The 20,104-nt window shown below is 33.7% G+C and carries 22 protein-coding genes and 1 pseudogene; 4 read left to right on the top strand and 19 right to left on the bottom strand.

Going from position 1 to position 20,104, the window contains the following annotated elements:
- Positions 1 to 24: 24 nt before the first annotated feature.
- Positions 25 to 387 carry an HU family DNA-binding protein gene (locus tag KW2_RS04265; protein ID WP_021037021.1) on the bottom strand — a complete coding sequence of 121 codons (363 nt, stop codon included), beginning with the start codon at positions 385 to 387 and terminating at the stop codon, positions 25 to 27.
- Positions 388 to 554: 167 nt separating this feature from the next.
- Complete coding sequence (locus KW2_RS04260) at positions 555 to 980, bottom strand: universal stress protein (RefSeq protein ID WP_011835477.1); 426 nt, start codon at positions 978 to 980, stop codon at positions 555 to 557.
- A gap of 254 nt (positions 981 to 1,234) precedes the next feature.
- Here KW2_RS04260 and KW2_RS12090 point away from each other — a divergent pair, with 254 nt between their 5' ends.
- Entirely contained in the window at positions 1,235 to 1,390 is a 156-nt protein-coding gene (locus KW2_RS12090) for a hypothetical protein (RefSeq protein WP_011675846.1), read from the top strand.
- 142 nt (positions 1,391 to 1,532) lie between these two features.
- Here the strand turns inward: KW2_RS12090 and pnuC are convergent, their stop codons facing one another.
- Positions 1,533 to 2,258 (bottom strand): nicotinamide riboside transporter PnuC, encoded by a 726-nt coding sequence (gene pnuC / locus KW2_RS04255; protein WP_011675845.1) that lies wholly within the window; start codon positions 2,256 to 2,258, stop codon positions 1,533 to 1,535.
- 272 nt (positions 2,259 to 2,530) lie between these two features.
- Here pnuC and KW2_RS04250 point away from each other — a divergent pair, with 272 nt between their 5' ends.
- On the top strand, positions 2,531 to 2,776 hold the full coding sequence (locus KW2_RS04250; RefSeq protein ID WP_021037020.1) for a hypothetical protein: 246 nt from the start codon (positions 2,531 to 2,533) through the stop codon (positions 2,774 to 2,776).
- An 83-nt stretch (positions 2,777 to 2,859) separates the two neighbouring features.
- Here the strand turns inward: KW2_RS04250 and KW2_RS04245 are convergent, their stop codons facing one another.
- From KW2_RS04245 to KW2_RS04235, 3 genes are all read right to left on the bottom strand, one after another.
- On the bottom strand, positions 2,860 to 3,396 hold the full coding sequence (locus KW2_RS04245; protein ID WP_021037019.1) for an HdeD family acid-resistance protein: 537 nt from the start codon (positions 3,394 to 3,396) through the stop codon (positions 2,860 to 2,862).
- A gap of 230 nt (positions 3,397 to 3,626) precedes the next feature.
- Positions 3,627 to 4,955, bottom strand: coding sequence for a glycosyltransferase family 2 protein (locus KW2_RS04240; protein ID WP_021037018.1), 1,329 nt, complete (start codon positions 4,953 to 4,955; stop codon positions 3,627 to 3,629).
- Entirely contained in the window at positions 4,948 to 5,457 is a 510-nt protein-coding gene (locus tag KW2_RS04235; RefSeq protein WP_021037017.1) for a hypothetical protein, read from the bottom strand. The genes KW2_RS04240 and KW2_RS04235 overlap by 8 nt, the downstream gene beginning before the upstream one ends.
- Positions 5,458 to 5,710: 253 nt before the next feature.
- On the opposite strand from KW2_RS04235, the gene KW2_RS04230 reads away from it, so the two are divergent.
- Together KW2_RS04230 and KW2_RS04225 are read left to right on the top strand one after the other, a co-directional pair.
- Entirely contained in the window at positions 5,711 to 6,172 is a 462-nt protein-coding gene (locus KW2_RS04230) for a GNAT family N-acetyltransferase (RefSeq protein WP_021037016.1), read from the top strand.
- Positions 6,173 to 6,509: 337 nt separating this feature from the next.
- A complete protein-coding gene (locus tag KW2_RS04225) occupies positions 6,510 to 6,926 on the top strand; it encodes a YybH family protein (RefSeq protein WP_021037015.1) in 417 nt (138 codons plus the stop codon).
- Positions 6,927 to 7,101: 175 nt separating this feature from the next.
- Here KW2_RS04225 and rplS read toward each other — a convergent pair whose 3' ends face one another.
- The 13 genes and pseudogenes from rplS to KW2_RS04160 form a co-directional block, all read right to left on the bottom strand.
- Positions 7,102 to 7,446, bottom strand: coding sequence for a 50S ribosomal protein L19 (rplS, locus tag KW2_RS04220; protein ID WP_011675838.1), 345 nt, complete (start codon positions 7,444 to 7,446; stop codon positions 7,102 to 7,104).
- 159 nt (positions 7,447 to 7,605) lie between these two features.
- Positions 7,606 to 8,280: a GTP pyrophosphokinase gene (locus tag KW2_RS04215; protein ID WP_011675837.1), complete on the bottom strand. Its 675-nt coding sequence runs from the start codon at positions 8,278 to 8,280 to the stop codon at positions 7,606 to 7,608.
- A gap of 228 nt (positions 8,281 to 8,508) precedes the next feature.
- Positions 8,509 to 9,396 carry a LysR family transcriptional regulator gene (locus KW2_RS04210; RefSeq protein ID WP_011675836.1) on the bottom strand — a complete coding sequence of 296 codons (888 nt, stop codon included), beginning with the start codon at positions 9,394 to 9,396 and terminating at the stop codon, positions 8,509 to 8,511.
- A gap of 359 nt (positions 9,397 to 9,755) precedes the next feature.
- On the bottom strand, positions 9,756 to 10,418 hold the full coding sequence (locus KW2_RS04205) for an ABC transporter ATP-binding protein (RefSeq protein WP_021037014.1): 663 nt from the start codon (positions 10,416 to 10,418) through the stop codon (positions 9,756 to 9,758).
- A 107-nt stretch (positions 10,419 to 10,525) separates the two neighbouring features.
- Complete coding sequence (locus KW2_RS04200; RefSeq protein WP_021037013.1) at positions 10,526 to 12,043, bottom strand: ABC transporter permease; 1,518 nt, start codon at positions 12,041 to 12,043, stop codon at positions 10,526 to 10,528.
- 150 nt (positions 12,044 to 12,193) lie between these two features.
- Positions 12,194 to 12,478 carry a hypothetical protein gene (locus tag KW2_RS04195; RefSeq protein ID WP_011675833.1) on the bottom strand — a complete coding sequence of 95 codons (285 nt, stop codon included), beginning with the start codon at positions 12,476 to 12,478 and terminating at the stop codon, positions 12,194 to 12,196.
- Positions 12,479 to 12,677: 199 nt separating this feature from the next.
- Entirely contained in the window at positions 12,678 to 13,667 is a 990-nt protein-coding gene (gene mraY / locus KW2_RS04190; RefSeq protein ID WP_011835486.1) for a phospho-N-acetylmuramoyl-pentapeptide-transferase, read from the bottom strand.
- A 74-nt stretch (positions 13,668 to 13,741) separates the two neighbouring features.
- Positions 13,742 to 16,038, bottom strand: a pseudogene (locus tag KW2_RS04185) (penicillin-binding protein).
- The gene (gene ftsL2 / locus KW2_RS04180) at positions 16,035 to 16,415 is read right to left on the bottom strand and encodes a cell division protein FtsL (protein WP_011835488.1); all 381 of its coding nucleotides are present in this window, start codon (positions 16,413 to 16,415) and stop codon (positions 16,035 to 16,037) included. Before ftsL2 ends, KW2_RS04185 begins: the two are co-directional and overlap by 4 nt.
- A gap of 155 nt (positions 16,416 to 16,570) precedes the next feature.
- On the bottom strand, positions 16,571 to 17,524 hold the full coding sequence (gene rsmH / locus KW2_RS04175) for a 16S rRNA (cytosine(1402)-N(4))-methyltransferase RsmH (RefSeq protein ID WP_011835489.1): 954 nt from the start codon (positions 17,522 to 17,524) through the stop codon (positions 16,571 to 16,573).
- Between the two features lie 220 nt (positions 17,525 to 17,744).
- Positions 17,745 to 18,683 carry a DUF805 domain-containing protein gene (locus tag KW2_RS04170; RefSeq protein ID WP_021037011.1) on the bottom strand — a complete coding sequence of 313 codons (939 nt, stop codon included), beginning with the start codon at positions 18,681 to 18,683 and terminating at the stop codon, positions 17,745 to 17,747.
- A gap of 21 nt (positions 18,684 to 18,704) precedes the next feature.
- Positions 18,705 to 19,226: a DUF805 domain-containing protein gene (locus KW2_RS04165; RefSeq protein ID WP_021037010.1), complete on the bottom strand. Its 522-nt coding sequence runs from the start codon at positions 19,224 to 19,226 to the stop codon at positions 18,705 to 18,707.
- Between the two features lie 94 nt (positions 19,227 to 19,320).
- Positions 19,321 to 19,887 carry a TMEM175 family protein gene (locus tag KW2_RS04160; protein WP_021037009.1) on the bottom strand — a complete coding sequence of 189 codons (567 nt, stop codon included), beginning with the start codon at positions 19,885 to 19,887 and terminating at the stop codon, positions 19,321 to 19,323.
- Positions 19,888 to 20,104 lie beyond the last annotated feature (217 nt).

The following is a 20,104-nucleotide window of genomic DNA, read 5'->3' as shown; positions in this document are numbered from 1 at the left end:
TAATAATCAAAAATAAATAGCACACTAACAGTTGTCAATTTTATCTTGGTGTTGAACTCCCAAAATAATATTATTTAATTGTTCAACAAGCTTATCCTCATCAGATATTTCTTGCTTGGTAGCTAATTTTAAAGCCTTACCTGCTCTAAAAACGGGGATATTTTGTTCACCTACTAAAATTTTTTCGCGCGAATGTACATCATGACTAATTCTGGCTGCACGTTTGCGAACTTCAAAAGTACCAAAATTTGAAATATGTACGGTTGCCCCTTCCGAAATATAGTAAGTAATCGCCTCAACAAAAGCATTAATTGCTTTAGCTGCATTCACCTTTGAAAGTTCCGTACGATCTGCTACATAATCAATTAACTCCTGTTTTGACGCCATTTATTAATTCCTCCTTATTATTTTTGTCCTTTATATTCTTTTACTAATGATAAGGAAGATTAAGCCTTAAAAATAATCTACCTCCTAAAGTAAGGGTATGTTTTTCATTTTGCTATTAATCCTGTAAAGTTTCATAAAAAATCCCAGCTTACGCTAAGATTTTCTGGTTATTTTACAACCATCACATTGCATGGAGCGTGATTTACAACATAAGTTGTTGTTGAACCCACTAACATCCGGTCTAAAAGTCCTTTACCGTTCGAGCCAACCACAATCAAATCTAGTTCAAATTCTTTAGCAAAATTAACGATTTCTTTTTTAGGATTACCTGTAAAAGCATGAACTTCAAACTCAACTTCTTCATTAATTAATTGCTCTACCTCAGCAATGATTTCTTTAGACTCTGTTTCTAAATCATCTAAATTAATTGCCAGAGCGTAGGGAGTTCCCCGAAGTCTTGTCTCATCTTTTACATGTAAAACAAATAATGAAGTTTTATTTCTTTTAGCAATGGCAACTGCTTCATGAATGGCCTCTTTAGACTGGTCAGAACCATCAACTGCGACTAAAATCTTTTTATATTCATCTCTCATTGTAAACGCCTCCTTTACTATATTCTATGATAAAAGAATAAAGAAGTCCAACTAAACACTCAATATATTTTTAGATGTCATTCTGCCTCTTAAAGTCTCATTTTTTATTAATAATTAAGGCTAAAATTATTTATTTTGAAAATCTAAATCACTTTTTTTGATATTTTGATTTCTTTATGCTACAATTTGATTGGAATTTCGTTATGAACCTAATGGTTCCCTTTCGTCAACATATAAAGAAAGGAGAATGTACTATGACATTCACTAACAAAAATAAATTTTTCCAATATACAGTCACTCTAGATACTTCTCATAATATCTTTAGAGCATCGCTTGCAAATGATTCAAGCATCTATGGTGCCGGAGATACAATTGAAGAAGCTGTACAAAACTTAGAACAATTAGTTTAAGGAGAAAAAAATGGGCGAGTATCCCAAGCACTAGAGCATCTACTTGATTTCGAGGGTAGGTGCTTTTGTTATGCCCTCAAAACTATAAATAAAAAAGCTGCCCTTAAGCAACTTTTAATATTTCTATCTATAAAGATAATGATTAATCCACTTCTACTTCTTGAGCCTCTTTTTTGTCGTTTTTCCAAATAGAGAAAAATTTTCCATATAAAGAGGTCACTAAATAAAAGGTGATGGTCAATAACATTGGCAAAGAACTAGCAGAATATCCAGCCACTAATGCTGTTGCCCATAAGACAATCATGACCGCATCAGATAAAAGCCATAATGAATAGCTATCACCATAACCTTTTACTACTAAAATAGAGGCAGCAGCTCCAATGATGAGAGTTAGTGCATCCCATAAAGGATTCGTATCTCCTAATTTTGTATAAATAAGTGTAATTGGCCACCAAAGGATTAGCATACTGATTATTGTCAGCACCCAGCCTCTAAGTTTCATAAACTTGACGCCATTTTCAATCCGGTGCCCCCAAGTCTTCCAAGTAAAAATTAATGGAAGGTCAATCAGTAATACAAAAACAATCTGGTCTAAAACTGAGGCATAGTGTCCTGCGGTCCAGTTGATGTAAATGTACCCAAAAGCACTTATCAATCCTAATAAACCATTAATCGGCTTCCCAATCATCATGTAGACCGTACATGCTGAACCCATTAATGTAGCAATCAGCGTGATAACTGACAGTGTGGTAATCGTTGACGTTAAAAAGAAGGCCAACTGTACTCCTATAATAAACGCAAGCATAATGCTTCCGGCTGTATTAATTGATTTTAGCTCATCTTTGAGCCATATGAGATAATTTTTCATTCTCATCCCCAATCTAAGAACGTAAAAAAACGTCCACTAAAAATTATATCACGAATGAAAAATTGTACGACGCTTCCAAATATCTTTTTTAAATTTTATTCTTCTATCAGTAAATTTTACTTTTCAGAAATTTCGTCAGTAAAAAAATATTTATTTTTTAATGTATTAAATAGCACAACTGCAAAAGATTTTGTTTCTTTTTAATTACAAAACATTTCTTGTTTTACTTTTGATTAACATTTGTGCTATTATAGTCCTGAAAGGAAGATTTTATGAATCAATCAAGCACTCTATTTTCATTTGGTATTGTCGGAACACTGATACTTTTAGCATGGTATGTACTAATCGTTGTCCAAGCTTTCTTAGGCTATGGAACGGCTTACCGGAAAGCAAAAACTAATGGAGACAACGGTCTCTCACTTTTTGGCTGGCTAATTGTTTATTGCAGTCTTGCCTCCCTCGTCCCTTATTTAGGGATACATCTTTGGAAAAAGAATAAAAACATTGACAAAGAATAGGAGATTTATTTTTTACTTTAAAAATTTTTAAGTAGAAAAATAAAATCAAAAAAAAGAGTTGATTATCCATCAACTCTTTTTTATTATTTATCCCATCTATAATAATGAATCATCTTGATGAGTCCAACAACAACAAATTCAATTCCAAGCAATAACCACAATGTTACGGCGCCCCAAAGTGGAGAGAAAACTAGGGTAAAACCAGCAATAATACTGATAATACTCAAAATAATTCCCCAGAATTTACTATTAAAATCTCTCAAAACAGTAAGAGTGACGATTCCATCAATAATCCAACTCACTCCCACAAATATTCCGATAAGAACAAATAGGGATTCTGCTGCTGCATTTAAATCAGAAAAGACGAAAATTCCTGCAAAAAGATAAATGAAGCCTAGTAATAAATGAGAAATTCTCCAAAAACTGCCTTTATTATCGCTTTTTCTAATAAGATTCGCTCCAATATAAATGACCCCCATTATCACAAGGGCAACACCCACCAGTGCAGCCACAATTGCTGCTGTCTTTGTAGGTAGAAAAAGAATTAATAAGCCAATAATAATTGAAACGATTCCACTAAAACCAACTCCACGACGAAGTTTTTCAAAATCAGTTAACATAAGTTTACCTCCTAAAGTATTCTATTGATTCTCATTTAATTATAACATAATGAATAGATTTCCTTTGCTATGTTGATTAAAAAATTACAATCAATTTCTTGAATCCACTCCTTCTGTCAATACTGTTACTTTTTATAAAATAAAATATGATTTATATCTAATCAAATATTTAGAAATTTAAAAAGAGGAGTAGTTAAACTCCTCTGCTTCTTTTAATTTATCAACTAAAATTACTTATCTTTTTTATTAGTCACTTTTATTCCTTTGCGTTCAGGACTTTTCCAAGTTCCAGAGCCTAAACCAAGTATCGTTTTTACTGCTGGAATAAAAGTTGTCACAATTGTTAAAGCATTCATCATCCAATAGAAAAGCATATATAACGGAGCAAAAAGTAAATATTTAACCTTTCGGCCACGATCATCAACGATTAAAGAAGCAATTAATTGAAAAGTTCCAGAAATCATTTCAAAACAAACAAAGAGAAAAGCCATTGTCAGCATGTGATAAATTCGCTCTAGATTTCCACCCAAAGCAAAATAAACCATAGAGTAGATAAATAGTGCTGATGAAATCCAGAAAAAGAAGGACCAAATAATACTTAAAGTTTGGTCAATAAACATAATAGTCCTTCCGATATTGTCAAAAGGATGCAAGAAAACTTTTCTAAAATTTGTCAACCATACCTCTGTCCCACCCTTAGCCCAACGTTTTCTTTGGCGATATAGCATTTTTAAGGATTCAGGAACTTCCATGAAAAACATAATTTGAGGAGCAAAAAGTGATAACCAACCATCCATTTGATGATCCCAAGCAATACTAATATCTTCGGTTGCTCGGTCTTGTCTAAATAAACCAACATCAACCAGAGCATCTTTACGATACATTGTATTTGCCCCACTATAGGCATAAATACTTCCCAAGACACCAAGTTGAGTCCGCTTAATAATTCCTACAATACTGGAGAACTCAACTGTCTGTGATTTCGCTATTAACTTGGCCCGATTTTGAACATCCATATTAGCCGTTACAGCTGAAATATTGGTAGAGTCTGGGCGAATAAAATAATTGATATAACGATTGAGAGAATCAGGTTCTGGAACCGTATCAGCGTCATTACTCAGAATCAATTTTCCTTTTGCAAAGGCCAATCCAATATTAAAAGCATGTGCTTTTCCTTTATTTTTTTCAATACGAACCACTCGTAATTTTGCATATTTTTCCTGTAAGTTTTTTAAAATTTCTGGCGTACGATCTGTTGAGCCGTCGTCAGTAACCAAAACTTCATAGTTTTCATAATTAATTTTCGTCATTAAATAATTGATTGTATCTTCAATGACAACTTCTTCATTATGGGCTGGGACCATAATCGTGACAAAAGGCTCAACTTCTACTGGAATTTCATCCCATGATTTTTGCTTATATTTAAACAAAAAACTATAACACAAAACACCAATGAACCAAGCAAAACCACCCAAGATAGGATAGGTGACCAATATTAAAAACATTATTGTCAAAATAAGATCAACAATACCATTACCTGTTTGAAAAAAGCTAATCATTCTTTTCTCCTTCCTGATAAAGTTTTTTGACAAAATCTGTTTCTAAATTCTGCTCCTCTTTGACTGAATAAAAACAAACCTTATGCCGAAATTCTTCCGAACCAAAGCGCTCATCATAAGCTTTATTTAATAATTCACGCCGTTTATTTAATCGTTCATCATCATATTGTTTTTCCTTTTGCAAAAAGTGTTTAAAACGATAGTTATTCCAAAAGGTCAAAAGAATATATAAAATTGTCAGAAAAACAAAAGATACGGAAAGAAAAATAAGCAGAAAAAGCAATGTCGTTTTTTCTTCCAAATAAACGACAATATGATTGTACTGCGCTCGATTAGGAAAAACAAATGGAAAAAGAATCCACAAAAATGGAATAAGCACTCCAAACCAACTCAGAATAGCCACCAATGTTTGAAATATTTTACTCCCATAATTCCCTTTTTCAAAATACGGGTCATAAACTAAAGATTTTTTCGCCTCTTCACGGCTCAAGTTTTGTTTCATTTCCGACCTTTCTGGACTTTTCAATCTATTGTAGTCAATACAATACATTTTCTTTAATTATCGCATTTTTTGTCCCCAAAAGCCATTTTATGAGTCTATTTTTTATTACAAAAAAACAGTCAGACACTCTATCAAACTGCTTTATATTTATTATTTATAATGATAACTGTCAATTCTACTTTTTTATCAACTTTTCCTTTATGCTATAATTTACAGATAAGAACGATCTACCTAAAAAGGTTAAAGGAGTATTATGATAAAAATTTTAAAAATGACTCAAGACGGCTTTGACCATTATATGTTGTCCGCTATTAAAAACTATGCTAATGAGAAAGTAAATAATGGAACATGGGAGCCTAAAGATGCCCTGTCAAATTCAAAGAAACAGTATGCACTTCTGCTTCCCGACGGGCTTCAAACTGCTAATCATTATTTTTACTCAATTTTTAATAAAGAAGAAAAAATCGGATATATCTGGCTGGCCAAAGATGATGAAAGTAAGCAGAGCGCATTTATCTATGATTTTGAAATTTATGAAGAATTTCAAAACCTAGGATTTGGCTCAAAAACCCTTGATTTAGTTGCCGATAAAGCAAAAGAACTTGGATTCTCTTTTTTGGGACTCCACGTTTTTGGAAGTAATTCTAGGGCTTTGCATGTCTATAAAAAGATGGGATTCCAAATTACCGATATCAATATGCGAAAAGAACTATGAATATCCACTCCATTTTTGGTTGCCATTTGTTAACGCTGACTCCTCTCCCTAGTGCTATAATAAAAATGGCCAAAAAAAAACCATTTTATTGACTATATTTGCAATTTATTTACACATTATCTTTTCAGAACCAAAATCTGGCCCATTTTGGAACAGACTTCTACTATTTTGTTGTCTAGTAGGAGCTTTTTTGTTTTGGGCATCTTGTTTTCTTCGTAATTTCTGTCAGTGGCTGATGATTAAATGTTTTACTTTTCATTGCTCTAATCAGCTTCTCATAGGCAAATCAAATAAAGTCTGATATAATACTCAATAGCAAACATCGGAGGTAGATAGAATGCAAAACTTAGATTTAATCGAAAATGAAATCAAAACAGTAATTGATACTTGTGACAAGTTAATCCATCAAGAAAAATTTGATGAATTGGTTAACTTTTATACTGAAGATGCCGTTTTAGTTATTAAACCTGGCATGCTCGCGAATGGACGAGAACAAATTAAATCAGCTTTTATAAAAATTGCGTCTTACTTTGATAATTCTATTAAACCTCTTGAAGGAAAAATGGTTTATCTTCTTGCTGGTGATACCGTTCTTGTTTTGGCTCAAACTTTTATTGAAGCAAACCAATCAGCAACTGCTCAGTCTGAATTTTCAATGGAGAGAAGAGCAACTTATGTTTTTCGCAACATAGATGGAAAATGGTTATGTGCAATTGATAATTCTTATGGGACAAGTCTTATTGACGAAAAATAAAATAGAAAGCTATACTTACAACTTCATTGAGGTTGTTTTTTACTTTAATTATTATTTATTTTATCTGTTTATTCTTCCTTTTTCATCCCTAGGCATTTTTCTACATCCTCCTTCAAATTTAAATATAATCAGAAAACAAAAAAACCGCTCAATAGAGCGGTTTTCATGGTATATCTTAACGACGACGTTCAGCGATACGAGCTTTTTTACCTGTGAGTGCACGGAGGTAGTAAAGTTTCGCACGACGTACTTTACCGTGACGGATAACTTCAATTTTTTCAACACGTGGAGTGTGAACTGGGAAGATCCGTTCTACACCAACACCGTTTGAGATTTTACGGACAGTGTAAGTTTCGTTAATTCCTGAGTTTTTACGAGCGATAACAACGCCTTCAAAAATCTGGATACGTTCGCGAGTTCCTTCGACAACTTTTGCGTGAACACGTACAGTGTCACCAGGACGGAAGTCAGGGATATCAGTGCGAAGTTGCGCAGCGTTGATAGATTCGATAAGGTTCATTTTTTTCTCCTCTTGCCCATCATAAGCAGCTTTTAGCAAATTAAGCTCAGCGGATGAACAGTTTTATTAGTATGTAAAAACATACTAAATAAGTATAACAGATTATCAGAAGTTTGACAAGTTCTTATTTTTAGCTCATAACTCTTTATCTTAATGCTGTCAGTAACCAATCTTTTCAATATCAACTTCTGACTGATTAATCATGTCCACAACTTTATGGATAAGGTACATTCTCTCATCAAGAGCATGAATTTGTTCTGCACAATTCTGAAGTTCCCCACTGAGTTGTTCAGGAATTTGTCCGTCATATTTATAACGGACTTTATGTTCTAGAGTGGCCCAAAAATCCATTGCGGAAGTTCTTAACTGGATTTCAACTCGGCAAGTTTCTTCACCAAAAAGGTGGCCCAAAGGGACTTCAACAATCATATGATAAGACCGATATCCTGTCTTTTTTACATTTCTTAAATAATCTTTTTCACTGACAACCGTATAGGCCTCTTGGCTTTTAATAATCTCGACAATCTCATAGATATTTTTGGCATAAGAACAGATAATCCTAATCCCTGCAATATCTGATAGGTGCTCATCAGCAGCTTCTGCTGTGACTGGCAAGCCTTTCTTTTTAAGTTTTCCTGCAATACTCTCTGGAGATTTCAAACGATGTTTAATATGCTCAATAGGATTGATTGCTTCAAAGTTATTATAATAGGTGTTTAAATTGGAAAGCTGAGTTCTGACAACATCCAATGCACATTCATATCTGACAAGTTTCTTTTTTAATTTTTCAAACTCTTCTGGCTCGAATCTTGTTTTTAAATAATCTTTTTCCATTTTACTTTAATTCCTATCTAGTCTTATCATATTTTTTATAAATCTTTTTGATATTTATAAATTATAATATAGTTTCCTTATATTTTTCTTTGACTGGACAAAATCATTTGCTTCATAAAAGAGACAAATAATACTCTAATTATAACATTTCCTGATATTTTTTGGTATCGCTTGCCTATTTTTATTAATTCAAAAAAGCATCATATTAATGATGCTTTTTTCTACAATTTATTTTAAAGTTTTCAATATTTCTAAAAAGTTTTTTTCACTTTCAGAAAGAATAGCTATTTTTTGATAAGCATAATTAATATGGAAGTATTGTTTGTCCGCTTCAATAAGTGGAATTTTGACCAGATGTTTGAAATCTTCTGATAGTCCAATATCTGCCATAAGACTAATTCCTAAATTTTTTCTCACCAGTTCTTTTATCGTATGAGCATCATCAAGTTTCAAGACAGCATTCGCCGAATGGTTATATTTCTCGTTTAATAAATTAAAAGCAGTAAAATGAATATTATGTTCGCCCAACAAGATAAAATCTTCATTAAGTAAATCTTTAAAGGCAAGTTCTTTCTTGCTCGCTAATGGATGGTGGTCAGACATGATAATGAAAAATTCTTTTTGAAAAAGTTCTTCAATTTCTAGTTCTGGATGTTTAATTTTCTCTAAACTTCCTAGTAAGCTTGAATCTATTTCACCATTTAAAAGCTGACTCAGTAATTCGTTTGAACCGCCATAAATCATATGTAAGGCATTTAAAAAGTTTAAACTTTCTTCTTCTTTTAATATCTTTGATAATAGATAAGAACTTATTATTGGAGGAAAACCAACTTTAAAGTCCTTCATACTAGAACGATGGATTGCTTTTTTAGTATGATTTAGTTCTGAGAGAATTTCATTTGTCCTCATCGCCAAAAGGTCACCTTCTGGCGTCAAGTCAACCACCTGATGTGAGGAATCTTTATAAAACAAGTCACAATCGTAATAACTTTCCAGCCTTTTAATGGCATAAGAAATGGTGGGTTGACTTACTCTAAAATATTTGGCGACATTAGTGAAAGATCGTAATTTGGACAATTGGTAAAAATACTCAAGATCTCTTAAATTTAAATTCATAGTTATGCTCCTAAAAAATATTTTAACATAAATTTATCATTATTCTTGGCTTCATAAGTAATATTTATCAACTCTTTTGGATTTGAATATAAGAAAAGCCATCTTAAAGAAGCGTTGCCTAAGTGATGATTCTTATCAACAAACTCTTTGGTATAATCGCTTTTGGTGGTGAAACAGCGAATCTTGCGTTTTTCTTCATTTCTAACCTAGTGGAAATAATTGCTTTGCTACAAATGTCTTACCGAATTTTGAGCATTTATTTTCATCCTCGGTAGAGTCCTCATTCGCTTCTTTGCTTAATAGATAAATCTAATAAGTACAATAAAAAAACCCGTTACTCTAATTGTAACGGGTTTTTTCTAAGCTGTTTTTTTAAATTTACGATGTTTTAATGTATAAACTATATCTGAGGCTTTGGCCACCTCATTTTCGTGAGTTACAAGGATCACAATTTTATTATCTGTATGAGCAATTTCTTTAAAAAGTTCAACGATTTGTGCCGTTGTTTCTTCATCGAGATTCCCTGTTGGTTCATCAGCAATAATGATATCATGGTTTAAAACCAAAGATCTAGCAATGGCTACCCTTTGTTGTTGTCCTCCTGATAATTTACTGACAGGTTTATAAATCAAATCTGGGGTCAACCCCACTTTATTAAGGGCTTCTTCAATAGCCGCTTTCTCGTTCTCAAATTTTACTGACGAGATTTTTACGGCTGTTTTAACATTGTCATAAGCACTCATGTAAGTCAATAAATTATAAGCTTGAAAAACAGTACTTACTGTTTTCTTCCGATAATTTGTTAAATTACTTGATTTGATTGGCTTATCATTGTAAGACATTGTCCCAGATTTAGGAGTATCAAGACCGGCAAGCAAGGAAAGAAAAGTTGTCTTTCCCGAACCTGATTGACCGAGAATGGCATACATTGTTCCTTTTTCAAAACTTTCGGTTACATCTTTAAATAAATAATCATCGGGATTGCTATAATAATAAGTTAAATTCTCAACTTTTAGAGTCATATTTGCTCCTCTCATCTTTTAAAATTTACTGACAAAATGTAACAACTATTTTTTTGCTAAAAATGATAGCTGTCAGTAAATAATTTGACTGTTTCTTCTTTTAAATATCAATTCGTTAACACTTGTTTTGGATTCAATCTTAAAATTCCAATACTTGCCAAACCAACAGCTATCAGTGTAATTAGAATTGCAATTGCAACAAGCAATAGAATTTCAGTAGCCGATGTCTTAATATTCAATTTTTCAAGCGCTTTTGCTTCAGAACTTGATTGTCCAAATCCGAAGGCTCCACCTGCACGTCCTACAAATCCACCTGCATTTCCTGATGGTCTTTGACCTTGAGTTCTCGTACCATTTTCACCTGGTGCCCCTGCGTTGGTTGTCGTTGTTGTTTGAGTTGTTTCTTGTTTCAAAAGTTGTTGTCCAACGACATTGCCGACAACATTTCCGGCTGCTGAAGCAATTCCGACAGAAACTATCATGACCATAAAGAGTTCAAAGAAAAATTGTCCAATAATCTTAATTTTAGATTCTCCAAGGCTCATCAACACACCAATTTCAAAGCGACGTTCACGAACCATGAGCATGACGATGAGCGCCAAGATTATAGCACCAGCAATAGCCACAATAAGAACAATATTTCTAGCAAAGCTTGCCACATTATTCAATGATGATTTTACATTTTGGTAAGTTTGATCGTTTTTAGAAACTTGGAAATTACTGTCATTAACTAATTTATTAGCAGCTTTTACAAAAGTATCTGCTTGTGCGGGATTTTCCATGCTGTAAGTTGCATTAGATACTTTACCTGTTGTACCTTTGATTGCATTTGCCACAGAAAGTGCTGTGTACATGGTATTCATGTATTGGATAGAATTTTCAGTCGAACTACTTGTTGTCGTATAAATCCCAACAACAGTCATCGTATAAGTTTTACTATTGCTATCTTTAATAACGAAAGTAGAGCCAACTTTTAAAGAATTTTGACTGGCCAAAGTTGATTCAATGACAACATTATTTGTTCCTTCATCTGAAGCTTTGATTGCTCGTCCCGAACTCATTTTATAAGAACTTGTAAATGTTGTGTTTGCGGCTAAATCATTTGTCCCACTGATTGTGAAGTCTTCTTGTGAAGCACCACCCATGCCTCCTTCACGACCACCAAAACCACCAGCTGCTTGTGTCCCCGTTGAACTACTTGAGGAACTACTACTCGTGGAAACTTTTTCAATGCCAGAACTTGCGGAAGCTGAAGCTTGATAAGTAAAACTTGCTGACTTAACACCGTCAAGTTTGGCAATCTTTTGAGCAGTTGATTCATCAATAGTTGGCAAATCAATATTAAATCGTTTCCCCTCAGTAGCGGTAGCACTTGAACTAGAACTGCTGCTTGAACTTGATGTCGCACTACTTTGTGCTTCTTTGATAACATTTTGCATATTAACAGAGAGTGACACGGTTGCTCCAGCAGATTTTTTAGCATTATCAATAGAAACATTGGCAGCACTATTAATAATTAATCCTGAAAGAACAAAAATTAAAATTGCCGAAAAAGCAACAATTAACAATATTGTCCGTCCAATTTTGGCTTTAGTGAAAAGCCAAGCACGTCTTATAAAATCCATATTTTCCTCATTTCTAAGTCTAGATTAAAAATATATATTTTGATTTAGACTTTATTATTGTAAGTTGATTTTAAGCACATCAGCCAATTGATTAAAAATAAAGACTAGTGTAAATGATTGGCTCAAGGTCCTTAAAAACTACTTAATTCTTTAAACAGATGCTGTCCCACTCTCATCACTATTTTGGGTAGTTCCTGAATTATTAGTATTACCTGACTGACCATTTGAGCCACCTGTCGTTGCTCCACTATTAGTGTCCGGATTTTCTCTATTTTGTCCAAAGCGATTTTGCATTTGCTTTTGAAAATTGGTTTGCTGTGACTGATTAGTTTGACTTCTACCAATGAAAAAACCACCGACTCCACCAATAATCAATGTTAACAATGAAACAAAAATAATTTCTCTTCCCTTTAACAGCCTAAAAACCTTTTTCATTTTCTTATCCTTTCTTTTATTGATAAATTGATTATAATTGTTAAAACTTAATTTCAACCCAAGTCAAGCTTAAGCTTTTCTAAAAGGTAAATAATATTTTCTTGAGTATTCTGTCAGCAAACTATTAGATTTTTTAAATAAAAAAAAGCCGCTCACAAGAGCGACTTTTCACTGACCATTCTGTCAGTAAATTTATTAATTAAAAAGCGAAGTAAATACAAAGCGCGATTACTGACAGAACAGCCGTGAAGAGCCAGAAAACAATGTCAATTTTCCATTCTGACCAACCAGCAGCTTTCCCAGAAAAACCTCCAAGTTCAAAATGATGATGAATAGGTGTCATTCTAAAAATACGTTTACCACCAGTTTTCTTGAAGTAGGCCACTTGTAACATCACTGAAAGTGTTTCAATCACATAGACAGCACCAATTAAAAGTAAGGTCCATTCTGCATGAAGCAAGATTGAAACAATAGCAAGAAATCCACCTAAGGCTAATGAACCCACATCACCCATGAAAATTTTTGCCGGTTTGTGATTGAAAACGAAGAATCCAAGTAGACCACCAATTACTGACAGAATAATCAGTAAAACATCATACTGCTGATGAACAACAGCAATAACTGCATAAGCTGTCAGTGAAATCGCGACAGTAATTGAAGCCAATCCATCAATTCCATCAGTAAGATTGACCGCATTTGACCAGCCCACTAGCCAAATAATAATGAAAATAGAGAAGAAAATCCCAATATTAACTTGCCAACTCAAAATATGAATGATATGTGATTTTTCACCATGACTGTAAATAAAATATGAAACAATCCCAATTAAAATTTGAGCGAGCATTTTTTGTTTAGCTGTCAAACCTTCATTAATTTGTTTGAAGACTTTCAAGAAGTCATCCAAGAAACCAATGACAGCATACATGGCAAAAACCCACCAAGCGGTAATAAAAGCTGGACTAAATTTTCCAAAAACCAAAGCCGCAACCAATGAAACAACCAAGCTGACAACCACAAAGACAAATCCACCCATCGTGGGAGTTCCGGCTTTACTAGCATGTTGCTTCACATCTTCAAGTGTTGGCTGTCCACCCAATTTTTTCTTGTGGAAGAACATAATGAAGCGAGGAATACCAATGATTGTTATAATCATTGTAATTACCGCCGCCACTATTCCATTCAATAACATTTTCTTCTCCTAATTTTTGAAGCTCCACAAAGACCAACTTTGTGGAGCCCCAAATTGATAAATTTAAATTCTACTTAATTACCCATTTTTACAGTGAGCGTTTGACCTTTTTTGACATTAGTTGAAGTTTCAATACTTTGGGTCAAGACTTTATTTCCTGAACCTTCATAAGTCACTTTAATCCCAAACCAATTTGCTAACTGTTCAACTTCTTTTTTAGACCAATCATACATATCAGGCATCACCTGATCTTTATCGTTAGTTAAAAGTAAAATTCGTGTATTCGCCGCAACCTTTTCACCCTCAGCAATTGATTGAGCTGTTACTTTAGCACCTGTTCCAATGATAACTGGACTGATGACCGTACGACGCAAGTTATCCGCCGTATCACCTGAATCCTTACCTTTGTAATTCTCAATTGTCACTTTTCCTGCTTTAATGTCAGAATCAGTACTAGAAGAAGCCGTTAAATCACCCTTCATTGCTTCTGCACTTGTTAACAAAGGATTTGCTACCCGAGCAATATATTTAAGCGTCCAAGGTTCTGAAGGAATTTTGACATTCATATAAAAGATAAAATCAGGATTCTTAGCAGGATACATCACTACAGCTGAATAAAGATAATCCTGAGAACCAGTCATATATCCACCAGTAGTCGCTGCGATTTGGGCAGTCCCTGTTTTCACTGCAGCTGGTTCTCCATTTACCATAAACAATGGTCCCGCCGCAAGATCTTGCTCAGGATCTCCTGCTGTTGAATAAGAAGTTCCGTAAACTGGGTCAGTATTTACAGTAAGCATCAAGTCTCGTACCCCACTTGCAGCTTCATTGGAAACAGGATGTCCAACTACTTCTGCTTTAGAAGTTAAGCTTGTTTTGGTGTTCGTATCGACTACTTTGCTGACAATATGCGGTTCAAGCATTGTTCCGTTTCCAGCAATGGCAGTCCAGCCTCTTATCAATTGAAGCGGCGTGACTGCAACCCCTTGACCAAATGAAGATTGAATTTGTGAAACCGCATTTGATGAAGGAAGCGCCCCTGGATTTTCACCATCTAATCCAGCCCGTACTTTTAGACCGAATTTAAATTTATTAAGGTAACTTCCCCATAAAGCATCACCCATATTCATTTCAATCTTACTCATCCCAATATTTGAAGATAAAGCAAAACCTTGAGCATAGGTTACGGTTTCTGGCAAAGTATAACTTTTATTTTCCGTGACGTCCCAGTCATTAATCGTTGTATCATAAACTTGAAGTTTCCGTTGATAAGTTTCGTTAAGATTAACTTTACCACTATCTAATGCGCCGGCCATTAAGAAAGTCTTAAATGTTGAACCCGGTTCAAAAGCTGATTGTGAAAGCAAACTATTCCATGTAAAATATTTTTGTTTTTCTGCACTATTGATTGTGGTTGCCGTATAAGTTGGACGTTGACTTGTGGCTAAAATCTCACCGGTATGGGCATCAACCAAGGTTCCTGAAAGCTGTTGAGCTCCAGTATCCGTAGCGGCTTTGTCCATATAACCTTCAAGGTTTCTTTGAAGTTGAGCATCAAGAGTTGTATAAACATCTTGACCATTTTTAACAGCTTTATCTACTTTCGTTGTTCCCGGAATCGGACGACCGTAAATATCTTTTTGGTATGTTTCTTGACCATTTTCACCACTCAAAACGTTATCAAAGGCTTTTTCTAAGCCCATGTCCCCTTTTAAGGTTTGAAAACCATTTTCATCTTTAGGACGAGCAATTCCAATAAATTGAGAAGCAAAATTTCCAAATGGATAAGAACGAGACACATTAGACGTAAAACCAAGCCCAACTATTTTTTCATTCTCTGCTGCCTTTTGAATCTCTTGCATCTGTTGCAAGGAAATATTACTTCCTTCTGCACCAAATTGAACTTGTTTTAACTTAGAATTAAGTTGTTTTTCAATTAAGCTACGGTCAATCTTAAGTTTACTACTTAAAAATGTAGCGACTTTATCAAAATCCTCTTTCTTAACATAGAGAGGGTTTCCATTTGAATCAACCTGCGTTTTATCAATGACGGCATAAATTGTATAAGTACTAGAGTCGACCGCAATGGGCGTTCCTGTCCGATCATAAATCGTTCCACGCTTTGCTTGAACGGGTACCGTACTCTGATAATTACTCTTAGCCATCTCTTTAAGATTGGTATCACCGACATGGTTGACGGTAATTAACCAGACAAAACGAAATATAAAAACCGTAAACAGCGCAATAGCTAGGAAAAACAGGCTCTTACCTACTCGTTTACGATTTCTTTCTGGACTCCAATTCGTTTTTCTGGCATTTCGTGATACTTTTCTAAAAGGAAAAAAATTAGTTTTCTTAAAAATTTTATCATTTCGTTGCTTTCAATACATTAGATGGATTTGCTTTTAAACTTGCTTTGTTTGCTGCATCTAACACTCTATTACCAGATGTTAGATCTAAAATTTGTTGATCATATTCGGATTTACGTGTGGTTTCTTGAGAAATTTTTGTTCTCAAATCCATTGTATTCCCTTGGACTTCAAGCGTTTTGGTTTTTACATAAAGTAGCCCAACAGCCAACACTAAAGCAGCAACTACCATCGTCAAGTAGAATACTTTTTCCACACCACTAAATTTTTTAAACTTACTTGCTAGAACTTCTGGCGCTAAAGTCTCAGTATCAATAAGATAGCTATCTTTTTTTGCCGCAGTTTCTATATCGAAGTATTCTTTTGGCTGTGCTGCCATTTGTTGCCTCCACTCGTTTATCTTACTAAAGGAATTCAGCATTCTCTCAACCTTTAAAATTGGAGAAACTGAACAATATTATTCACTTATATAAGACATCCAAAATCAATCCTCAAGTGGGAAAAACCCGTTTATTAGACCAACATATTTCTTAATTAATCTCTTTGCTTTTGTGCGACTCGTAATTTTGCACTATGAGCTCGATTATTAAATTCCAGTTCTTCTTCACTAGCGAGCACTGGCTTTCGATTAATCAATTTTAGTTTTGCTTCCATTTCTTTAGGAAGCATCGGTAATCCTTTAGGAACATTGACTGTACTATATTCTTTGAATATAGATTTCGTCAGACGATCTTCTAAAGAATGAAAAGTGATTACCGAAATTCGTCCATCAACTTTTAATAGGTCAATGGCCTGTTCAATTGATTCTTCTGCCGCCCCAAGCTCGTCATTTACTTCTATACGAATAGCTTGGAATATACGTTTGGCTGGATGCCCTTTTTTCTTGAGTTCTTTTTGAGGTAATGCCGATTTAATCAAATCTGCAAGCTCAATTGTTGTCTCAATTGGTTTAATTTTTCTACTTTGTTCAATCTTACGAGCAATCTGTTTAGAAAATTTATCTTCGCCATAGCGGAAAAAAATTCGAACCAATGCTTCATAAGGATAATCATTTACAACTTCATAGGCAGAAAGTGTTTGACTTTGATCCATTCGCATATCTAATCGAGCTTCTTTTTTATATGAAAAACCACGCTGACTATCATCGAATTGGGGGCTAGAAACACCTAAATCATAAAGAATTCCGTCGATTTTCGTTATGTCTAATTCAGCTAACGCCGATTTTAGATTACGAAAATTACTTTTTATCAATGTTACTTTATCTTCTGCAAGTTGCTCACTCAAACGTACTTTTGCGTTTGCATGAGCGGTCTCATCTTGGTCAAATGAATAAAGATGACCAGTAGTTAGTTTACTAAGAAGATACTCACTATGTCCTGCGCCACCTAGTGTCGCATCAACATAAATTCCATTTGGCTTGACTTCAAGCATGTCCACAGTCTCATGTAATAGGACTGTATCGTGCTTAAATGCTATTGTTTTTGGCAAGAGCGCCGTCCTCCTTGTATACTTACAATTTATTATATCACTTTTTTTCCATTTTTGTAGTAGTTTACATGATTATGTAAAGATTTTTTGTAAGAAGTCGCTTACATTGAGATCGATTAGGTCTATCTCTACCTTTTTCAATGTCAATTTAATTTACAAGTGGTGTAAACGAAGCCTTTTTATAGTTTAGCAATGAATACTAAAAATAGACTGAAATGAATCAGTCTATTTTTATAAATAATGAATTTTTTTCACTTTTTTTTAATTCGCCACTAGCCATTAGCTCAATAATAATGAGGCTAATCCAACAAATCATTACTAATAGAAACATCAGATATTGAAATAATTGATAGTGACTTGTGCTATAAGTCATTTTAATCATATTTGCAAAGATACGATAAAGTATAGTCATTCCTGCCGTAACTCCCAAAAGAATAGAAAGACCTAAATCACTTAAACCTACATCCCTTAAGCGACGTACGTGTATGGTCAGTTCAGGCATAAAGCTACCGATAAGGAAAAGGATAAATACTAGTTTTAATAAAACTGTTCCGATAAAATCACGGCCAAACATTACTTGGTCAAATTGTCCACTGGCACAAATCAGAATAATAAAAATTAAAGTAAGGGCTCCCCAGCCAATTTGAACCCACCAAAAATTTCTTCTGCTAGCATTTCCTCGAAATTCAAAATAATTTTTAAAATAATCTTTAAACATTTCTGAAAAATTTTCAGGGTCTTTTAAAGCAATAAAATTAGAACTATTTTTTAATTCAAACTCTTTAAACTTGTCTCTTTTAGGAGAACTTGGAAATAAATTGAGAACCAATAGTACAAGAGTTCCTAAGCCAAAAACAAGATTTAGAAATACTAATCCCCAAGGCAAATCAGCATCATTTAATCGTCGAACTGTTATGGCCAAGAAGGCTAGTAAACTTCCTAAAAAATATACCCACAAAAGCCAAAGTAAAAATGAAGCGATTGATTGCCATAAAACTGGCAGTTGGAAATAACCCAATCCGTTAAAAAAATTATAGCCCTTTAGTAAAACCACAAAAATAATCAGATGGGTGAATAAAGCCATCCAAAAATCCTTACGACTTGTTCTTTTATTGAAAACAAAAGTCCCTTGCCAAAATTTTTTATAAGCTTGTATCATATTTTACCTTTCTTTTTTGTACTATTCATAAGATCTTGAGTCATCTTCTTCCTCAACTCCATATTTTGTTGGGAAAAGACAGAGGATATAGACAATGAAAGTGATTAAGTTAAAAATGAATCCTAACTGTTGAAGCATTTCTTGATGAATAAACATTGTAAGTAAACCATAAATGGCTGATAAACCAAAGATGAGAGAAATCCACCAAGGAAGACGTGCATCTCGCAAACGACGGGCTGTCAGACTAACGCTTGGAATAAGAATAGCCAAACCAGCAATAGCTGTAATGATAATAATCACTAATGCTCCACCTGTAGGATTTGTGTATAAATCCGTGACTTGTCGAATGATTTCTGCTTGAGATGAGTCACCTGCTTGATTCATGATTTTGGCAGCTCTTGGTATCATAATCATAAAATTAAAAAAGCTTAGAATAGCAAAGATAATGAAATTCGCCAAGAAAACCCACCAGTAATCTGAACGACTTGAATATGTTTTGAAATCGCCTGCTTTTTTCCAATATTTAATGTATGCTTTAATCATTATTTTCTCCTCAATTTATATTTAATTTACTGACAGACAATTTAGTCAGTTTTTCCAAATTTTTCTTGATACAAATTCTATTTTTATAAAATACTTATTTAAACATTTTTTCAATGTTCTTATCTGGAATGACCCACATTGAAAAAATCAACGCCGAAGCAATGAGCATAATCACCGGTGCAATAAAATATCCAAGAATAATGCTAATGACATTAAGTCCAACACTGATGATATTTTTTCTTACAGTTGATTCAGAAGTTTTACGGTGACCATTAATTTTTAATAATTCCCTTGTTAATAGAAGGTAGATGAAGTTTCCAAAGAAAAAGATAATGACATAACCTAGTTCTGGAATAAATGAATTGGGATATATTGATACCCAATTTGAAAAAATAGGAATTAGTGATAAAACGAAAAGAAAACTGATATTAATCCATAAAACTTTTCCATTGATTTTTTTTATACTTTGAAATAAATGATGATGATTGACCCAGTAAATTGCTAAAATAAAAAAACTTACAAGATAAACTCCAAGATGCGGAAGTAAATCAATAAAACTTTGTAAACTATCCGAATCAGGACGTACTAACTCCAAGACCAAAACAGTCATGATGATAGCAATAATGGCATCTGTAAATGCCTCTAAACGCGTTTTACTCATTTCTGACTCCTAAATTATAAAATAAAGATACTCAAATTGTCTATGAAATTGTTATAAAGATCCTCTCCTCCTTTTCGATATTGTTGATATCTTATTATAACATATTGATTTTGATTCATAAAAAAACTTTAACAGGAATTCTTACTGGTAAAAAATCTGATTTTACTCCAAAATAACTACTTTTTAAAGGAAAAATTTTCATTATCATCATTTTCAT

The organism is Lactococcus cremoris subsp. cremoris KW2, assembly GCF_000468955.1.
Taxonomy (GTDB): Bacteria; Bacillota; Bacilli; order Lactobacillales; family Streptococcaceae; genus Lactococcus; species Lactococcus cremoris.
Note: the sequence above shows the minus strand (reverse complement) of the source record. Positions and strands in the feature narration are given on the sequence as shown.